This is a genomic window from Methylocapsa polymorpha (genome assembly GCF_045689225.1).
GTDB lineage: Bacteria > Pseudomonadota > Alphaproteobacteria > Rhizobiales > Beijerinckiaceae > Methylocapsa > Methylocapsa polymorpha.
This window is the reverse complement of record NZ_CP136862.1, coordinates 2,355,241-2,374,088: the sequence shown is the minus strand read 5'-3', so window position 1 is coordinate 2,374,088 and position 18,848 is coordinate 2,355,241. Positions and strand designations below refer to the sequence as shown.

Genomic DNA, 18,848 nt, shown 5'->3' with positions numbered 1-18,848 from the left:
CGCACCCCCAATTCGATGTGCGAGAACCGGACGCTTACAACGCGACCGACAGACCGCGAGATAAAAGCGGCTCTCCTGTCGCCATCCAAGCCCTTGACTGGACTTGTCTTTCTCCGTGCCGGGCGGTCGGGTCGCGTGCCGCTCCAAGGCGGAAGGCCAATAATTTCAATGAAACTTTCGGCACTGCTCCCTATCTCCCGCCGTCAGGCTCCGGCCAATGAGCGACAGCGGCGAGGATTTTCGGGTCCGGCCTGGGCGCATCCGCGGCGCTCGCGCTGGTAAGCCGAAGAGCTTCATCAATCAGGTGGTGCGCGCCGCAAAGAAGGCCGGCCATCAGGCCTCCCAGACCGGCGCTGGCAAGCGCACTGGCCTAGGTCGCTCGACATTCGGCCGCGGCCGGATCGCCTTCAGCCGTAACCGGCTGTTCTCGACCAGCCGCCGCGTCGTGGTGAAGGCGCGGATCGCGCGCCATCATGGCCGCGCTTTCCGCTCCGCGCCAATGTCGGCGCATTTGTCCTATCTGAAGCGCGAGGGCGTGACCCGGGATGGAGAAAAGGCGCGCATGTTCGATGCCGAGGCCGACCGAGCCGATGACGCCGCATTCGCCGACCGCTCGAAGGACGATCGGCACCACTTCCGCTTCATCGTCTCGCCCGAAGACGCCGCCGAGATGACCGACCTCCGCGCCTTCACCCGGGACCTTGCCCGGCAGATGGAAGCCGACCTTGGGACTAAGCTCGACTGGGTCGCCGTCGATCACTGGAACACCGACAATCCCCATGTTCATCTGCTGGTGCGCGGCGTCGACCAGAACGGCGAGGATCTCGTCATCTCCCGCGATTACATCAGCCGAGGTCTGCGCTCTCGCGCCGAGGAGCTTGCATCAATCGAACTTGGTCCCAAGCCCGAGCACGAGATCCGCTCTGCTCTCGAGCCGGAGGTCGGCGCCGAGCGCTGGACGCGGCTCGATGCCGAGATCCGAATGGCCGCCGACGAGACCGGCTATATCGACCTGCGGCCCGACGATCCGGGTTCGAGCGACCCTGAAACCCGCCGGCTCATGATCGGTCGGCTCCAGCATTTGGAGAAGATGGGGCTCGCCGCGCTGGCAGGTCCCGGCGAATGGATGGTCGGGCTCGAAGCCGAACCCAACCTACGCGACCTCGGCATGCGGGGCGACATCATCAAAACCATGCACCGCGCCTTCACCGAGAAAGGTTGGAACCGCGGCATCGGCGACTATGTCATCGAAACTGGCGCGGCGGCGTCCCCGATCATCGGCCGGCTCGTGGACAAGGGCCTCCATGATGAGTTGACCGGGGAAGCCTATGCCGTGATCGACGGCACGGATGGCCGCGCCCATCATGTCCGTTTCCGAGGCGTCGAGGCCTTCGAGCATTCCCCGCCGACCGGCGGCATTGTCGAGGTGCGTCGTTTCGGGGGCGCCGACGACCGGCAGCCGACGCTGGTGCTGGCCAATCGCTCGGACTTCAACCTTGCCCGGCAAGTCATGGCGCCCGGCGCCACCTGGCTCGATCATCGGCTAGTCGAGCGTCAGCCGATGCCGCTCTCCATGGGTGGCTTCGGACGCGAGGTCCGCGACGTGATGGCGGCTCGGGCCGAATACCTCGCCAAAGAAGGCCTCGCCCGCCGGCAGGGCCAGCGCGTCATCCTTCAGCGCGATCTCCTTGATGCGCTGCGACGGCGCGAGCTGGATGCGGTCGGGGCGAAGCTCTCAGCCGAGACGGGATTGCCCCATGTCCAGGCGGACGTCGGTGAGCATGTCTCGGGCGCGTATCGCCAGCGTCTGACGCTTTCCTCTGGCCGGTTCGCCATGATTGATAATGGGCTCGGCTTCCAGCTCGTCCCCTGGTCGCCGTCGCTGGAGAAGCAGCTCGGCCGCCATGTCGCTGGCGTCGCGAAGGGCGGCGGCGGCATTGAATGGAGCTTCGGACGGAAGCGTGGGCTCGAGTTCTAAATGCCCCTGAATGGCGCAGTTGGGTGGTTTTCTGCCAGTCCGCTCCCGGGCCGGCAATTTGGAAAGCGGCCATTCCGTCTATGGCGTGGCCTGGCCGCCTCCGGTCCGGCGGGTTCTGGGAGGCAAAGTGAGATAGCTGCCCTTCGCCGGCACACGACGTCTCAGACAGGCGTCGACCCATCTTCACCGTTCAGCACTCGCCGTTCCCTTCCCGGAACCGGACATTCATACAGCGGCCTTCGGCCGAACCGTTGTTTCCGCCTAGCCGATTTTACCCTCGCACTTTGCTTGACGGCGGCCAGGCGGCATTGGACGTTAGGCTATGGCCGACGAAAACGCTCCTGAGAACACGATAGATTCCACGCTCGTCTTTCCGTCGGCGGCCGATGCTATCGGCGACATTACCCGGTCGCAGCTTGAGCATGCGCTAGATGCGAACCGGCGTCGGCTTCGGATCTACGAAAGCCTCAAAAGCCTCAACGACGTCATCGGCACCCAATATGGCGATCGAGTTCTCTTCGAGCTTCTTCAGAACGCTCACGACGCTCATGATGCAGATGAAGCAGATGAAGCAGGTGAGATTGCGGTAAGGCTGATCATCGACGGTCCGGACCGGGGAATGCTCCTAGTCGCGAACAAGGGCCGTGCGTTCACTGAATCCAATCTCGAGGCGATCCGCAATATCGGGACGAGCGACAAGGAGATTGGTGAGGGAATCGGCAACAAGGGCTTGGGCTTCCGCAGTGTCGAGGCGCTAACCGACGATGTCCAAATCTACTCGGCGGGTCGAACCCGACACACGCCGCGATTCGAAGGCTATTGCTTCCGGTTCGCCACGATCGACGAGATTACCGCCGAGCTAAAGCTGCTCGGCGCCTCCGATCCGGTCGCGGTAAGGGTCGCCGCGAACATTCCGCGCTACCTCATCCCGATTACCGTCGATCATCAGTCTGATGAGATTTGTCGGCTATCGGAGGAAGGCTATGCGACGGTCGTAGCACTGCCTCTCGCCTCTGTGGCGGCCATTGATCTTGCCCGCAAGCAGGTGAGCGCCGTCCTGGAATCGCCAGCGCCGGTGCTGCTCTTCTTGGATCGTTTATCCGCGCTTGACGTAGCGGTGAGCACGACGGGCGAGCCCACCGACCGCAAGCGCCTGACCCGAAGAGTCACGGCGATCGCCTCGGAGCTCCCTGCCGGCATGCGGATGGAGCGGATCGTCCTGGATGGACAGGCCGATTATCTGGTCGTTCGGCGGGTGCTGCCGAAGACTGCGGTACTCGACGCGGTTCGGGCGAGTGTTACGGCAGCTCCCCCATTGAAGCGCTGGCTGGCCTGGAAGGGTGACGCGGTCGTGTCGGTCGCCGTGCCGCTCAATGCGCCGATGCTCGCGGCGCCGAGGCTATTCAACTTCTTGCCGATGGACGATCGTGCGGTCTCGCCGATGGCGGGCCATATCGACGCACCGTTCTTCGCAGATATCGATCGGCGGTCGATCAAGCCCGACCTTCCCCTGAACAAGTATTTGCTCGAGGCGGCGGCCCGAACCGCTGCGCAGTCAGCGCTCGCGATCGTCGATGGCGAGATGGCGTTGCCGGAGAATTCGGTCATCGACCTCGCCGCTTGGTCCGGTCCGCATATGCCGAAGATTGTCGAGGCTTTTGCCGCGCTCAATCGGCAGCTGGCCAAAGCAGAGATCTGGCCGGTGGTATCGGGCGGACCGACGAAGTGGGAGAGCTTCAGCCATCTTTATGCTTGGCCGGATGTCCGCACTCATCAGCTAACCCCGAGCAAGCTCGCTGCGGTCGCCGAGGCGGCGATCGTGCCGGCCTCGATTGGCGAAGGGCGCCTGACGCGTCTTCGTGCGCTTGCAGCTGCGGTACACCTGCCGCTCTCGCCGACCGAGGACACGCTTTGCCGCTGGGTCGAGGCGATCACTGAACAAATTGCGAGCAGACGTCAAACTCCCCGACGCTGGCGTGACTTCTACGACGACGTCGTCACCCTCTATGCCGCGACGAAGCTGCGGCTCTCGTCGTTGGAGGGAAAGAAGCTATTCCTCGATCCCGACGACAAGCTTCTCATGGCGACGGCCAAGGGCCTCGAGGGCGCTCCACCCGTCTTCCACCGGATCGGAAGAGAGCGGGGGAAACGCAACGAGGGGCCGCCGAGTCCTCCATCCTCGCTGTCCCGCAAGTTTCGCTTTGTCAGTGCAACGGTCGAAATCTCGGAAACGAGCCTGCGCGCGCTCGAAAAGGCAGGGCTCCTTCGCCGATACGATCCGCTCGAGGCGCTCAACAGTCTAAAGGGGGCGCTGGGTGATACAGCCACCGAGACGCAGCGCCGCGAGGCGCTAATCTGGGCCTACAAGGTCTGGCGTAATACCGGCGGCAAGGCAGTGGAGGACTCACTTCGCGCCGCTGCATTGTTCGTGCCGTGCCTGGCTGGCTGGACGGCGGCGTCGCAGTCGTCATTCTCCGCGTCCTGGAGCCAGCCCGGGCGAACGCTCGAGTTGTTTCTCCATGAGGCGGCACCCGTGTCCCTGGATGCCAACGATCAGAAGGGCCGCCTGCTCATCAGCTTCGCCGATTGGCCTCGCGCCGCCTCCGATGATCGGCGCGAGGATTGGTTGCGGTTCCTTGGGGTGATAGGCGTTCGGGACGGCCTGTACCCGATCGCAGGCGCCGTCCGTCGCAAGGGTACGCCGTCCAACCACTGGAACAGCTTCCTCTTCTCCGGGCAGGCAAAAGAAGGTCTCGATGCAAACTGGGCCGTCCATGGGCGCAAGGTGTCGCTCTCCTATCCGCAGACCGACTATAATCTTACCGGTGAGGTATGGCGCTTGCCCGGCCAGATTGAGCATGCCGCACTGCCGGTGTCCGCGAAGGAAGCGCTCTCCGAACTGATCGTCAGCTATCTGCGTGAACACGGTGATGCGCATTTCACCTTCTCGATCGAGCATTGGCGCGGTTTTCAGAAAGTCGATCTGCCGACGCCGCTGCAAGTGTTCCTGCGTGAGGCTCCATGGCCGGCCAGCCTGCGACGCGACGAAACGCTGTTCGAGGTGCCGCGGAGCAGCTGGTCGACGACGGTCGGGCGCCAGATACCGCCGCGGTTCGTGCCGCGCTTCTGGGCTGAACCAGGCAGCCGCGCTACCCTGCCACCCATCCTGTTCGAAGAGCGGATTGCGTTGCGGGACTGGGCAGCTCCCGCATCCGCTCCCGCCCGGCTCGCCTCGCTTGGCGCCGCTCTTGCGGATATGTCCGCGGCCGAACGTCGTGATCTGCGCGAGCAGCTCAGGCGCGCATGGAATGACGTGGCCGAGCACCGGCTGGAGCTTCCCAAGGGATTGGAGCTCGTTGTTGAACGCGCCGGTGGCCTTGAGGTCCTTGCCGCCAACGCCTGGACGCCTCCCGTGGTGCATATCACTACCGAGCGTCAGGGGTTTGCAGCACGAGCGTTGGCCGACCGTGGTGAAGCAGTCCTCGACATCGGCGAGATCGACGGGACGATCGTCCACGCGCTTCTCGCCGCAACCGGGGGTTTCACGCCACGGCTCGCCGATTCCGGAGACGTCCAGCTCCAGGTCGATGGCACGAGGTTCGAGCCGGACCTGGCCGACCTCAATCTCGTCGCCGGTCATCTCTCCTGGCTCAGCGACGTCGCTATCCTCGCCCATGAGTATCTCGGCGATGCGCTTGAGCTGCGCAATCTTCCGACCGACGAGCTCGATCGCCGCATCCGGCAGATCAAGCTCCGCCGGTGCGCCCGCTTCGCGCTTCTGATCGACGACCAAGAGATCACCGCTCATGGGAATGACCGAGTGCAGGCGGCGCCACATGCGCGCTTGCCGACCCTCCTCGTCACGGGCAGCGAACCACTCGATGTTGATATGCTCCTCGAGGCAGCGCCAGCGATCACCAAACTGATCGGCGCCCGGCGCAATACGCTGGAGCCGATGCTAGGACGCCTCCGACGCGATGGCTATTCCGATGCGTCGCTCGCCCCAAGCGAGGACATGCTCGCGCGCGCCATCCACCGCGATATCGGCGTGGTGCGAGACCATTTCGCGGCGACGCGCGGCGGCATCGAGCGCCGCGTTGGTGCTCTGCTTCCGATCGTCGCCTTTCTCCGCGACCGGGCGCTGGCGGATAGCCTCGCCGAGTTGCATGACCGGCTTGGTCAGGCGCTCAAGCTTCGAAGCTGGCTCTCCCAGGAGTTCGGCCCCAAAATCGCGGACCATGCTTTGACCGCAATCGATGACACCGATGATCAGGCCCTGATCCGTCGCCGGATGGGATTCGATTTTCAGGGATATGGCCGCACGCTCGCCGAACTTGGCTACCCGGCGCTCAACAGCGAGGCGGACTTTCGTCGGTTGTTCGGTGTGTTCATGGCGGAGCTGAAACCCGGACTGATTGAACGGGTCCGACGACGCTTCGCCGTCGACTGACGAGCAGGTCAGGATCTCAGCGACTATGTGGGTCATCGAAAGCTGGAATTCGTCCAGTTCGATCCGGCATGGCCGATCGAACATGAGACGATCGACCGCGACTTCGTCGGCGGGGTGGCCGCCGCTGCCGCGGACGCGACGCTAGGCCCGGATGATCTTTCCATCAATCTCCCAGAGTTCGACGGCGCCGTCTCAACCAATCGGAAGCTGATCACATCGAACCATACGCGGCTCGTGAGCCTGATCCGCGCATGGTGTCGAAAGAACAGCACCACCCCGCCGCCGCTGATGGACATGGCGGATCCGCAGCCGCTTGTCCGGGCGCTGGACGAGCGCGGTCTGATCGATTTCGAGCCGGTAAAAGCACGGTCGCTGCCGGCTCTCCTCGCACGCGTGAACGCGTGGCCGGGCACCATGCCGCACTCCGATGTTCTCGACGATCTCGATCTGACCGAGGCCGACCTCCAACACGAAGAGCGTGAGGCCCGCGAAGCTCGGCGCAAGGCAGAAGTGGAGAAGCGCACGATCGAATTTGGCGGCACGCCTCTCGATACGGGCAGTGACGACTTCACCACTTTGTTCGAGCAGCTCGCCGATGCCGCGCTAACTCAGGAGTCGGGTTGGTATGGTCGGAGCCGGGCACCCCGACTCGCGGTGCAGGAGCAGACCGCGGGCGAGCGGAAGCGAACCGGTTTAGGTGGTGGAAAGGGGCAGGATTGGCGCAACCAGCCGCCCGATGCGGTCCGCAGGGCGATGGGCATCGCGAGCGAATGGCTGGCGCGAGAGTATCTGAAGCGTCGGCACCCGCGCGAGATGAACGACGATTGTTGGGTCTCATCGAACCGCGCCGCGTTCTGCACCGGCAGCGAAGGTTGCGACAGCCTGGGATATGACTTCAGGGTCGAGACCACGCGACACGAGTATCTCTACGAGGTGAAGTCCGCGCTCGACGAAGGCGGAGAGTTCGAGCTTAGTGCCCGTGAGCTGGAAGTCGCAGGCAGCGCGAGCCTCGAGCGCAAGCGGCGCTACCGTATCCTCTATGTGCCATTCGTGTTCGATCCGGCGCGATGGCAGGTCCTGCTGCTCAGCAACCCGGCGAGCGCGGATACAAGAAATCGGTTCCGCGTGGTGCGCAGTGGTTCGGTGCGCTATCGCTTCGAGCGGCGATAGGCGCTCCGACAATCATAGCAACACAGACTAAGTGTCAATCGGCGGATAGCCCCCCTCATCGGGAGCCTGCCCTTGGGAAGAGGTTCCCGATGAGGTATCAATTGCGGCGTGTCCGGGGAAACCCCGGCAACGCTCAGCGAGGTGTGAACGTCCAAAGCGAGAGCGTCGCCTTCTGCCCCTGCCATTCCTGCCCGACCCTGGTGAAGCCGGACCCGGTGAGGTTATTCTTCATAGTGCTGCTGTCGGTCGTCGCGAAGACTGGCACGCGCAGGCCCTTTACGATCGCGTCGACAAGACAACCCGAGAGCTGCCTGCCCCGCATGTCTTCGGCGACCACGACATAGCCGAGTTCTGGCGCTGCCTCGAAACCGGTGATCGGGACACCAGCGATCGCAAACTTATCGGCCCGATACCCCTGGCCAGGTGTCTTGAGCACGGCGACGCCGACAATCCGATCAGTCGCTTGGTCGTGCAGAAGCGCAAGCATTTGTGTCCGGTCCAGTCGGTTGGTGACCTGCTCGATGCTGCCGACGATCGCGCCGCCATCCTTCACGAGCTGAGCGACCGATCGCCGGTCTTCGGAGATAAGATCAGCAAATCCGCCGGACCAGGAATATAGCTCGATATCAGCCATCCGCGTACCTTGAGGAGAGAGGCGACAACTCGGCCTCGGTGGAGGCGCCCGTCATTCCACGGGCTCGTAGTAGATGGCATCGAGCATGGCGACGCGCGCGTCCCAGAGCTCCATGTCGCGACCAGCCGGGCGCGGTGCATTGTACCAAGGCGCTTGCTGGATCGTCTGGATCACCCGCTCCCAGTAGTTGTCGAGCCTGATCGTGGTGGGGGCAAATGACAGGGCCTCGGCGAGACCCGCCGTATTGCCGCCATTCACGCAAACAAAGACGTCGGGGCGCTTCATGGCGAGAAGCCGGGTGGCGGGAGCAAGCCCTGCGGTTCGCGAGGCCCCCGAGAAGGCGGCCGTGAATGCCGCAGCATAAGCGTCGAACTGCGCCTCGGTAACGGTGCCGCGCTTTGGGACCGCATCGAGCGCGTCCCCCAATGCAGTGTTTTTCCGGCCGATCAATTCGGCGAACGTGCCGGCGCCGCCCATCGATCCGAACCATCCCCATTCGAAGCCTTCAAGCTTAGCCTCTTCCGCCTCGCGATCTCCGAGCACGCCGGCTATGCCCTTCCATTCGGCGACAGAAAGGTCACCGAACGAGGCGGTCCTGGCAAACATCTGCTGGATCTCTCGCACCAGTCTCATGCGCTTCTTGAAATCGTGATGGAGATCCTGCCGGGCGCCTTTGACGAAGTCCTTCCACGACATGGTGGCGAGCGGCGAGGTGACGCGCTTCCAGTCTTTTCGATTATCAGGCAGAACCGGGTTTTTCGGCCTCGGCGTCTTGGCGGCCGCTTCTGCCGAGCGGCGGTAGCTGTCAGCCAGCGGTTTAGTGATCGGGAGACGCAAATTGCTGTAGCTCTCTAGCTGCTTGCGAACCTGTTCGAAAAAGGGGTCGCTGACGGCACCTTTAGCGTGGACGCTGGCCTCAAAATTTGCACCAAGTCCGCCCCTCGTGAAGTTAGCGCTGCCGATGATCGCCTCGGCCTTAGCGTCGGAATGGAAATAGAAGATCTTGGGATGGAAGCAGCCCGGCCGGTTCTTGGTGACAAAGGCGTTGGGGACATCGACGAGACGGTCAAGGAGATCAGGGTCGGTCGCAGAGAAGTCCAGACCCAGTAGCACGCATTCGAGCTTAGATGTGTTGGCGAGCAGCGTCTCAGAGACCGGTGTAATCCCGCCCCAGGCAACAGCAATCGCGATGCGGTCATGCTTCTCGATGAGCGCCGATAATCGTCGCGCAACCGCCTTTGCATCCAACAATGAAACGTGCATGCTCCGCCTTCTCCCTCTGTCTGGCCTGCACGTTAATCATCGTTGGCCAATCGTGATAGGGGCACCAATCAGTCGCTAGAATGAATGAAGACAGGGCGCGCTTCGCCGGGGCGCCAAGCGTGCCTTCCGAGGAGCCGCCCGCCCGGCGAAGCACCCCGCGGCAGGGGAGGATAAGCGTGCGAAGATGAGCCCGTTCTCGATCAGCTGAAGCAAGACGTGCTGCAGTGGTTCGGCGAGCCCAATTAGCCATTAGCCCTAACAAAGCTCAGTTGGAACGACCGCTTTCCCGTCAGCTTCGCTTGGCAGCAGTCAAATTCGGAAGTCCCCGACCCGGTCATTTGAGCGGGTCGGGGACAACTGTCACGAACGGCGGGTTACGGGACTGCCTATCAGACTGCTGAGTGACCCAGATGGGCGCGAAGCGGTCATGACGAAAGGGGCGTGAGAGCGGACTGTCTCCTGCGTGAGGGGCGCCGGCCAAGGCGGACATTCGCACCGAGGTAAGTCGGGGGATCAAGTTCGTGGTACGAAAATCTTGCAGACCGTGTGAAAACTCACGTTTTGTCGAAAAACTGGCTCGCTCAGCACGACTTTGAGCGATCGGCCCCCTTCCGGTCGCTCAAAACGGGCCAAGATTCTTCGAAATTTGGATTGGCTGGATTGACGACCGAGTTTTCACACAGTCTGCTTGAACTGTGCACCATTCAAGGTCTGCTTTCTGGAACGATTAGCGCGCCTCCAGATGGCTGAGATGTTTCAGAAGGGCCACAAGATTGGTCTGAGGCGACGGCAACTATGGGTCGCAAGCGGTCTACGGGCCTTTTACGCCATTCCCTGTGTCTCTTCGCTGACGCCGCCGAACCTGCGATCCGCAACGGAGAAGTCTTGTAATCCGAAGCGCTGGCCGCCGACCTTGATGGCATTCGCTGCCGAGGAGCCTGGCGTTGTCCGCCACCAAAATTCTCTGGGGCCAGATCACCGTCGTCTTCTTGATTGTGCTCGTCACGATCTGGGCCGCGACGCAGTGGACGGCATGGCGGCTCGGCTTCCAGCCTCAGCTTGGCCAGCCATGGTTCGAGCTCGCGCGGGACATACCGGTCTATCTCCCGCCTGCATTCTTCTGGTGGTGGTACGCCTATGACGCCTATGCCCGGTCGATCTTCGTCGAGGGCGCGTACATTGCCGCTTCGGGCGGATTCATTTCGATCGCCGTCGCCATCGGCATGTCGGTCTGGCGCGCCCGCGAGCCGAAGAACGTCGAGACCTATGGATCGGCGCGCTGGGCGACGACCGCCGAGATGAAGAGCGCCGGGCTGCTCGGCCGGGACGGCGTGGTGCTTGGAAAGCTGGACCGCGATTACCTCCGGCACGACGGACCGGAGCATGTCCTGTGTTTCGCCCCGACCCGCTCCGGCAAAGGGGTCGGCCTCGTCGTCCCGTCGCTTCTGACCTGGCCGGGGTCGGCCATCGTCCATGACATCAAGGGCGAGAACTGGACGCTCACCGCCGGCTTCCGCGCGCGGCATGGCCGCGTGCTGCTGTTCGACCCGACCAACGCGGCGTCCGCAGCCTATAATCCGTTGCTCGAGGTTCGTCGCGGCGAATGGGAAGTGCGCGACGTGCAGAACGTCGCGGACGTGCTGGTCGATCCCGAAGGCTCGCTGGAGCGTCGGAACCATTGGGAGAAAACCAGCCACTCACTGCTGGTCGGCGCCATCCTGCATGTCCTCTACGCCGGGGCGGATAAGACGCTCGCCGGCGTCGCCGCCTTCCTCTCCGATCCAAAGCGCCCGATCGAGACGACCCTCAAGGCCATGATGACGACGCCCCATCTAGGCGAAGCAGGGCCGCATCCCGTCGTGGCGTCAACGGCGCGGGAGCTTTTGAACAAATCCGACAATGAACGCTCCGGCGTTCTTTCCACCGCCATGTCGTTCCTGGGCCTCTATCGCGACCCCGTGGTCGCCGAGGTCACACGCCGCTGCGACTGGCGCATCACCGACCTGATCGCTGACGAACGCCCAGCGACGCTCTATCTCGTGGTCCCGCCTTCGGACATCAGCCGCACCAAGCCTCTGATCCGACTCGTCCTCAACCAGATCGGCCGCCGGCTGACCGAGGACCTGCACGCCAAGAATCGCCGTCATCACGTCTTGCTCATGCTCGACGAGTTCCCCGCGCTGGGCCGGCTTGATTTCTTCGAAAGCGCGCTCGCATTCATGGCCGGGTACGGCCTCAAAGCCTTCCTGATCGCCCAGAGCCTCAATCAGATCGAGAAGGCCTATGGCGCGAATAATTCGATCCTCGACAATTGCCATGTCCGCGTGAGTTTCGCGACCAATGATGAACGGACCGCCAAGCGTGTCTCAGATGCGCTCGGCACAGCCACTGAGATGAAGGCGATGAAGAACTATGCCGGGCACCGTCTGTCGCCCTGGCTCGGCCATCTCATGGTCTCGCGGTCCGAGACCGCGCGGCCATTGCTCACGCCCGGAGAGGTGATGCAACTCCCGGCGACCGATGAGATCGTCATGATCGCGGGCGCGCCGCCGATCCGGGCGAAGAAAGCGCGCTATTTCGAGGACAAACGCCTGACGGAGCGTATTCTGCCGCCGCCCAAGCTCACGTCAGCGGTCGTACCATCGAAGCTCGATAGCTGGTCCGCACTCGCACCTCAGAGCCCGTCGGCGGCACTGCTCGCCGAGATCGAGAAATCCGAGGACGCCCCTAATGGCGGCCTGCGCCGGGAGCCAGAACTTCCCAATCACGTGACGATCGCGAAGGAAACTGCAGATCCGCAGCTGCGCGAGGAATTCGCCATGATCGACGACGAGCCGGAGGACAATGCGCGCCAAGCGCGAGTTCTTCGTCAACAGATGCGCGGTCTCGCGCGGCAGGCCTCGCTCGATTCGGGCGACGGCCTCGAGCTTTGAGGTGCTGGCCAATGCGCGACAGGATGAACGTCTATTTCCCGCCGGAACTGTTGAGGCAGATCGGCGACCTCGCCGAACGCAAGGGGCTCTCGCGCTCGGCGATCGTAGAGGCGGCCGTCGCATCCTTCCTGTCGCCGGATGGCGCGGACCGCCGCGAAGCAGCCTTCGCCCGCCGTCTTGACCGGCTCTCGCGGCAAGTTCAGCGGCTTGAGCGCAATGTCGGCATCTCGACCGAGACCTTGGCGTTGTTCATCCGCTTCTGGCTGACGATCACGCCGCCGCTGCCGAGCGATGCGCAAGCGGCGGCGCAGATCAAGGGCCGCGAGCGGTATGAAGGTTTCATTGAGGCGCTCGGCCGGCGGCTGCAGAAGGGCCAAAGCCTGCTCGATGAGATTCCACAAGATATAGAGGGCACGACAGGAGAGGGAGGATGACTGGCGCCCTTGAAACCACACGGACCCTCCCGCCGAGCTATGGCATATACAAAGCCGACATTCCATTGAACCGGAGAAAAAGACCCGCAGCTGACTTCCGAAGCTGGTGAATAACTTGGCCGCTTCAGTTGCCATTCGGTGGCAGCTAATTGGGGAGTTCAAAAAGGATGCCGACAACCTCCTGCAGGCCGGTAAGACGCGGAAGGCCGAGCACGCCTTCGAAGCTGAGTAGCTCGCCGGGTGCCGTACCATCTGGGTTCAGACTCTCCAGCACAACGAGGGGACCGTGACGATGGAATCGTTTGAAATATCGCGCGCCGTTCTCGTCAACCGCAATGACGAGGCGTCCATCCATCTCACCGAGCGATGCAGGCGTCACCGCCACGGACTGAGTTATGATGAACTGGCCGTCAAGTGCGATCGGTTCGGCGCTTCTGCCACTCACTTTAAATAACTTGGCATTCTGAAGTAGTGCGTTGACGACTGTAAGGTCACTCAGTGCGGTGAACTCGACGTTTTCATCTTTTGGCGGCGTCGGAAGCCTAGAGGAAGCAAACAGCGTCCCGACTATCTTCCGGGGCTCTATCTTCTCCTGAGGCGCGATGACTGGCTGCGCGAGCGCATAGGGATCTACGGATTGTCCGGTCAGGACGGCTATGTGCGGGTGGATTTCCGTTTCGTTGTAGCGCCGCGCGAGCAGCTGGTCGCCGAACGCCGCGACCACGAGGTTGCGCTCGTGAACTTTCGCATAGTTGCTGACAATGATGACGTCACCAATGGTTGCCACCGGGTCGAGCGTTCCTGCGGTGAGCTGGTAGGCGTTATGATTATGCAGCGTGATGTTGGCTGCTTGCGCCAGCTCCTCTATGGTTATCAACCCGTCTCCCACGCGGCCGTCGGACTTGGCCGCAGCGGCAATTCCCGTGTGCACAAGATTGAGATTCTTGAGTTTCTCGGCGTTGCCCGCAGGCAGCGGAATGACATTGTCCATCCACGGGAATAAACGCGGTTCGCCCGAATAGGCCTCGTATTCCGCAAAGACTTTGAAGCACGTATGGAGTTTTGTTTGAAGCGTGCCTTCCCAAAATTGTCTAATATCCTTAGCCTGTGCAACTCCGATTGACCCATCTTTCTGGTGATGGGAGTTATTTAGCACATCAAATAGTTTTCCGCCCTTTCCGTCCGTGAAAACGTCAAGAAGCTTTCTGAACGGCCTGAGATTGAACGGAGGCACGGCATCTTTAACGACTTGAGTCAGGAGAGGCACGAGTTCGCTAAGGCACTTTCCTGTGATCTGACTATCCGTGCTTCTCAACATTATCTTGAGTAAGTCTTCACAATAGATCCTAACCTCGCTAACGTATTGATGACCGTGGGAATCATCATTTTTGTCAATCGCCTTCTGATAAGCTTGAGATAAGGACGAGCCGTTAACAACGGTCACGACTCCAGCGGCCTTGTTCAATTGCACGACCATACCCTGCTGGCCTATCAGCTTCTCGATGTTCACAAGAAGCTGAAAGAACTGGCGTTCATGGGTAACAACCAAAAGCTGCATGGCTTCTGGTGTGGCTGGACCCGAATTGGCCAGCCGGGCAATTTCCTCGGCCCATTTTCTCTTATTGCGCGGGTCGAATGTAACTTGGGGGTCATCGAGCACCACGAGCGGGAACGGGTTCGCGCCTAGTGTTTCCAAGGTCTGTTCCCGCAACGCGAGGACGAACGCCCAAAGGATGGCACGAAGCCATGAACTGTTGGCGACGGTCGATGCATCAATCCGAATGCCGTGGTCGAAGCTGCCGGACACCTGAACGGACTTCTTGCTCAAGGCCGCGTCTTCGAACGATAGACGTTCCTTGAAATGGATGCGGTCGAGAACCGATTTCATTCTCCCGGACAGCGCGGAAATCGAACCGGCTGTTTCGGTCGCCACCAGTGTGCGCAAATCCTTAAGCGGCTCCAGAGCGCCTGCAATCGCTTCGCGGACCAGCTGTTGAGCGTGGATGGCAAGCCATTTCTCGGCTTCGTTCGCGGCGTCTTTTAGCACTTTGGCAAGGTCGTCGAGAGGAGCAGCCTTTTCGAGCGCCGCTTCAAGCGCCGCGAGTTTGCCCTCCAGACTGTCTGGCGGAAACTTGCCCTCCGCATCAGCGACGCCTTTGAGCGCATTCCAGCTATCCACAAAGGACTGCCGATTAATGGCCCACCAGTCCACGAGCGCCACGATGCGCAGGACGTTCGTGATGTATGAAAAGAGGTTCTTGGCGGCGGCAGGCGCATCCGGCGGTTCACCTGCTTCTGTATGCTCGAAGATCGGCAGCTTGGCCGCGAGCGCGCCGATGGTTGTCGTTGCAAAATCCGCCATACCAGTCAGGACGGTGGAGAAGGCAGGTTCCTGTGTGAACCGCTCCTTGGCGGCGGCTTCAAAGGATTCACGGGGTTGCATTGTGGTGAGCAGCGCGAAGTGCGCGTTGAGCGTCTGGGGGATGAGATCCCGGATACTTTTCTCAAGTTCCGCGCACGCATCGGTGAGCTTGCGCTCAGCCGCCGTAGCAGCTTTTTTGAGTTCTGCGAGTTCCACTGCAAGGGCCTTGCGTTTGTCGCCCGAAAGCTTGCTCTCGCACAGCGGGCAATTCGCATCTTCGTGGGCATGGCCGGAGGCCACGAAGAACTGGGATGCAAGAGCCTTGAGCCGCAGCTTGCTGTCTTCCGCCTGGCGCTTGTCCCATGCGATAGCTTCGGGAAGGATTGCCTTCGCCTCGACAATAGCTGCGGGCAGATTTTGAAAGACTGAGTCCGTGTGCGCCGTCTTCAGGGCAGCCCACGCATCGAACGAGGTGATGCCTTTGACATTTTGCTGGAGAATGCCTCGCGCGGAATTGACCGCGTTCTTTATCTTGGCGCGGTCGTCAGGCTTGCTGGTGTCAAGGCCACTGGCCACGTCTGACGCGAGAATGCTAAGATGAGCGCCCGCCATTGCGAAGCGTTGTTCGCGACCTCCCGAAGCTCCTGGGCGTAATCTCTGCTTTCGCGTTTTCCGGTGATTTTGAGTTCTAACGCGGCCTTGGTGGCCTCCTCTGCAGCGCGCTTAAGCGAAAACTCCATTTTCGCTTCAATCACCTGAATGCCGTTGTCCACCCCGTACTTCAGAAAACGCTTGGCCTTGTGCGTCAGGTTCGCAGCGCCTTCACCAATATCGGCAAGCTGATCGAGCCCGGTCAGAAGCTTGACGGCCTCAAAAATGGATTGGCTCTTGTCACCGAAGCCGATGCGCGCCAGTCGCGCGGGCATCAACAGGCCAGTCTCGATGAGTTGCGGAGCTGACTGCAATACCGGGTCTATCTTGACCTGAATCGTCGGCTCGCCAGAGGTGGGCGCTACCAGTCGCCTGTATGCTTCTACCGTGTCGCCGTTCTCGTTTTGGAAGGTGAGACGAACCCATGCCTCGGCCGGACTACTCAGCTTAAGGTGAGTAGTAGGATACGAGACCGCGGGGGGCCAGTCGCCGATTTCGACGCCGGAGTCATTGAAAACCGGCATGCGCCGTCCGTCGTCCGGGATGACGCCGTCCTGGTCGCGGCACCGGCATCCGGTAAGTGCCCAGATGATGGCGCTGACAATTGACGTTTTGCCCGAGCCATTCTGACCTTCGAGGCACCAATTCTCGCCATCGAGGGCGAGCACGAAGGTTGGGCCGTCTACCAAATTGAGGCCGCCGAACCCGGCTGATTCCAGACGGACCAGCCGCCATCTGCCGGTGTCTGCTGTCGCGGTGGTCGCCTTAGCGGCGGCAGCAGGATCGAAGGACGTGTTCTGCCAAGCGGCTACGAGGCCGTTGAACAATTCTTCTTTGGCCTCTGCGACCTTGCTCTGGTCGCAAGACACGAGGAAGTGTAGCAGCCGTCGCGCACCGGGCGACCCAAGCTGGATATTGCCTGCCTTGAGCTCCCCGAATTTGGTCCACGACAAGACGTTCCCGGAAAGAAGGGTCTGAACGGCTTCGGACAGTGAAACGGGCATTTCTCCCTCCGCCTCTTATGAGTAGAACAAAAAGGCGGTCTGCAGAAGTCTTCCCAGGATTTTTTCAGATGCAAAGCGTCTAGAGGTCACCGGCTTTTTCAATGGAGCTTAGACCTGGTCCGGGCGGGACATCGGGCGAATTTCCGCTTTTGACGCGAGAGGCAAACGTCCGCCCCTGCCACGAAAGAGACCATCCATTTGACCACGATCGCTGATAAGTAATCAGAGCAACTCCGCCGTCCCCCTGTCTTTGCACGCTACGGCCCTACGCACCTCGTAAGGTTGTTGCGCCAACCTGGTTCCTACCTTTTCTAATTATCCCCGATCCAGGGCCGCCTTTCGCAGCCCACGACAACGGGGACGCAGGTGGCGGTTCATTCCTTCCAGTCCGAGGCGATGTCTCGTGGCGCGCGCATGCTGCGCACGGCCCTCGGACCGGCGATCGCCGCCTTCCTCGAAGACCCCGCTGTCATCGAGGTTATGCTGAACCCCGACGGGCGGCTCTGGATCGACCGACTCTCCAGTGGGCTGTCCGAGACGGGCGAGCGCCTCTCCGCCGCGGACGGAGAACGCATCATCCGCCTCGTCGCGCATCACGTCGGCGCCGAGGTCCATGCCGGCGCGCCGCGCGTGTCGGCGGAGTTGCCCGAGACGGGGGAGCGGTTCGAAGGTCTCCTACCGCCCGTCGTGGCGGCGCCCGCCTTCGCGATCCGCAAGCCCGCCGTCGCGGTCTTCACCCTCAACGATTATGTCGCGGCCGGCATCATGGCTGATGGTCAGGCGGCCGTCCTGCGTCGGGCGGTAGCGGAGCGCAGCAATATCCTGGTCGCCGGCGGCACGTCCACCGGCAAGACGACGCTGACCAACGCGCTGCTCGCCGAGGTCGCCAAGACCGCAGACCGCGTCGTGCTTATCGAGGACACGCGCGAGCTTCAATGCCAGGCGCAAAACCTCGTGGCGCTGCGCACCAAGGATGGTGCCGTCTCCCTTTCCGAGCTGGTGCGCTCGTCGCTGCGGCTGCGCCCCGACCGAATCCCGATCGGCGAGGTGCGCGGCGCGGAGGCGCTCGATCTTCTCAAAGCCTGGGGCACCGGCCATCCCGGCGGCATCGGCACCATCCACGCCGGGACGGGCATCGGCGCGCTGCGCCGCCTCGAGCAGCTCATCCAGGAAGCCGTCGTCACCGTTCCGCGGGCCCTGATCGCCGAGACGATCAACGTCATTGCGGTGCTCGCCGGACGCGGCGCCCAGCGCCGGCTCGTCGAGCTCGTCCGCGTCGCCGGGCTCGGAAAGACCGGCGACTACAAACTCGTCTCGGCCGCCAAGCCTACCTCACCCGGAGATCCAGAATGAAAAAACCTTTTCTCTCGCCGCGCCGTCACATCAAAGCCGTCTCCGCCTTGGCGCTTTCCATCTCATCGCCTTTCCTGGCGACGAGCTCGGCCTATGCCGCCGGCTCGAACATGCCGTGGGAGCAGCCGCTCAACCAGATCCTGCAATCGGTCGAAGGGCCGGTCGCCAAGATTCTCGCGGTCATCGTCATCGTCGTCACCGGCTTGACGCTCGCCTTCGGCGACACGTCCGGCGGCTTCCGCCGGCTGATCCAGATCGTCTTCGGCCTGTCGATCGCCTTCGCCGCGTCGAGCTTCTTCATCTCATTCTTCTCCTTCGGCGGCGGGGCGCTGATCTGATGCAAGACCTCGCTGGCGACCAGCCTGTCCCCGGCTATGTCGCGCCCGTCCATCGCGCCCTGACCGAGCCGATCCTGCTTGGCGGGGCGCCTCGCGCGGTCGCGATCCTCAACGGCACGCTGGCGGCCGCGCTCGGCCTCGGCCTCCGGCTCTGGATCGCCGGGCTGCTGCTTTGGGCGATCGGTCAGGCCGCCGCGGTCTGGGCCGCAAAGCGCGATCCGATGTTCGTCGATGTGGTGCGCCGCCATCTGCGCATCCCCGGCCATCTCAGCGTCTGA

Annotated in this window: 12 protein-coding genes; 8 read left to right on the top strand and 4 right to left on the bottom strand. The window is 62.2% G+C overall.

Annotated elements, in window-relative coordinates; all coding sequences use genetic code 11:
* The first annotated feature begins 217 nt into the window (after positions 1-217).
* The 3 genes from RZS28_RS10875 to RZS28_RS10865 all read left to right on the top strand — a co-directional run bounded on the left by RZS28_RS10875 (position 218) and on the right by RZS28_RS10865 (position 7,598).
* Complete coding sequence (locus RZS28_RS10875) at positions 218-1,978, top strand: relaxase/mobilization nuclease domain-containing protein (protein WP_407337781.1); 1,761 nt, start codon at positions 218-220, stop codon at positions 1,976-1,978.
* Positions 1,979-2,300: 322 nt separating this feature from the next.
* Positions 2,301-6,428 (top strand): ATP-binding protein, encoded by a 4,128-nt coding sequence (locus tag RZS28_RS10870; RefSeq protein ID WP_407337780.1) that lies wholly within the window; start codon positions 2,301-2,303, stop codon positions 6,426-6,428.
* Between the two features lie 27 nt (positions 6,429-6,455).
* Positions 6,456-7,598, top strand: coding sequence for a protein NO VEIN domain-containing protein (locus tag RZS28_RS10865; RefSeq protein WP_407337779.1), 1,143 nt, complete (start codon positions 6,456-6,458; stop codon positions 7,596-7,598).
* 133 nt (positions 7,599-7,731) lie between these two features.
* Here RZS28_RS10865 and RZS28_RS10860 read toward each other — a convergent pair whose 3' ends face one another.
* Both RZS28_RS10860 and RZS28_RS10855 read right to left on the bottom strand, forming a co-directional pair.
* Positions 7,732-8,232, bottom strand: coding sequence for a hypothetical protein (locus RZS28_RS10860; protein ID WP_407337778.1), 501 nt, complete (start codon positions 8,230-8,232; stop codon positions 7,732-7,734).
* Between the two features lie 51 nt (positions 8,233-8,283).
* Positions 8,284-9,495 (bottom strand): restriction endonuclease PLD domain-containing protein, encoded by a 1,212-nt coding sequence (locus tag RZS28_RS10855; protein WP_407337777.1) that lies wholly within the window; start codon positions 9,493-9,495, stop codon positions 8,284-8,286.
* A gap of 944 nt (positions 9,496-10,439) precedes the next feature.
* Here RZS28_RS10855 and RZS28_RS10850 point away from each other — a divergent pair.
* Together RZS28_RS10850 and RZS28_RS10845 are read left to right on the top strand one after the other, a co-directional pair.
* The gene (locus RZS28_RS10850) at positions 10,440-12,428 is read left to right on the top strand and encodes a conjugal transfer protein TraG (protein WP_407337776.1); all 1,989 of its coding nucleotides are present in this window, start codon (positions 10,440-10,442) and stop codon (positions 12,426-12,428) included.
* An 11-nt stretch (positions 12,429-12,439) separates the two neighbouring features.
* Positions 12,440-12,862 carry a CopG family transcriptional regulator gene (locus RZS28_RS10845; RefSeq protein WP_407337775.1) on the top strand — a complete coding sequence of 141 codons (423 nt, stop codon included), beginning with the start codon at positions 12,440-12,442 and terminating at the stop codon, positions 12,860-12,862.
* Between the two features lie 145 nt (positions 12,863-13,007).
* On the opposite strand, the gene RZS28_RS10840 is transcribed toward RZS28_RS10845, so the two are convergent.
* Positions 13,008-15,800, bottom strand: a complete 2,793-nt coding sequence (locus RZS28_RS10840) for a hypothetical protein (protein WP_407337774.1) — start codon at positions 15,798-15,800, stop codon at positions 13,008-13,010.
* The gene (locus RZS28_RS10835) at positions 15,752-16,879 is read right to left on the bottom strand and encodes an AAA family ATPase (RefSeq protein WP_407337773.1); all 1,128 of its coding nucleotides are present in this window, start codon (positions 16,877-16,879) and stop codon (positions 15,752-15,754) included. The genes RZS28_RS10840 and RZS28_RS10835 overlap by 49 nt, the downstream gene beginning before the upstream one ends.
* A gap of 366 nt (positions 16,880-17,245) precedes the next feature.
* Here RZS28_RS10835 and trbB point away from each other — a divergent pair, with 366 nt between their 5' ends.
* Genes trbB through RZS28_RS10820 form a run of 3 tightly spaced genes read left to right on the top strand, consistent with a single transcriptional unit; the run spans position 17,246 to position 18,848 of the window.
* On the top strand, positions 17,246-18,232 hold the full coding sequence (trbB, locus tag RZS28_RS10830) for a P-type conjugative transfer ATPase TrbB (RefSeq protein WP_407337772.1): 987 nt from the start codon (positions 17,246-17,248) through the stop codon (positions 18,230-18,232).
* Positions 18,229-18,570 carry a TrbC/VirB2 family protein gene (locus RZS28_RS10825; protein ID WP_407337771.1) on the top strand — a complete coding sequence of 114 codons (342 nt, stop codon included), beginning with the start codon at positions 18,229-18,231 and terminating at the stop codon, positions 18,568-18,570. The genes trbB and RZS28_RS10825 overlap by 4 nt, the downstream gene beginning before the upstream one ends.
* Positions 18,570-18,848 (top strand): VirB3 family type IV secretion system protein, encoded by a 279-nt coding sequence (locus RZS28_RS10820; protein WP_407337770.1) that lies wholly within the window; start codon positions 18,570-18,572, stop codon positions 18,846-18,848. The genes RZS28_RS10825 and RZS28_RS10820 overlap by 1 nt, the downstream gene beginning before the upstream one ends.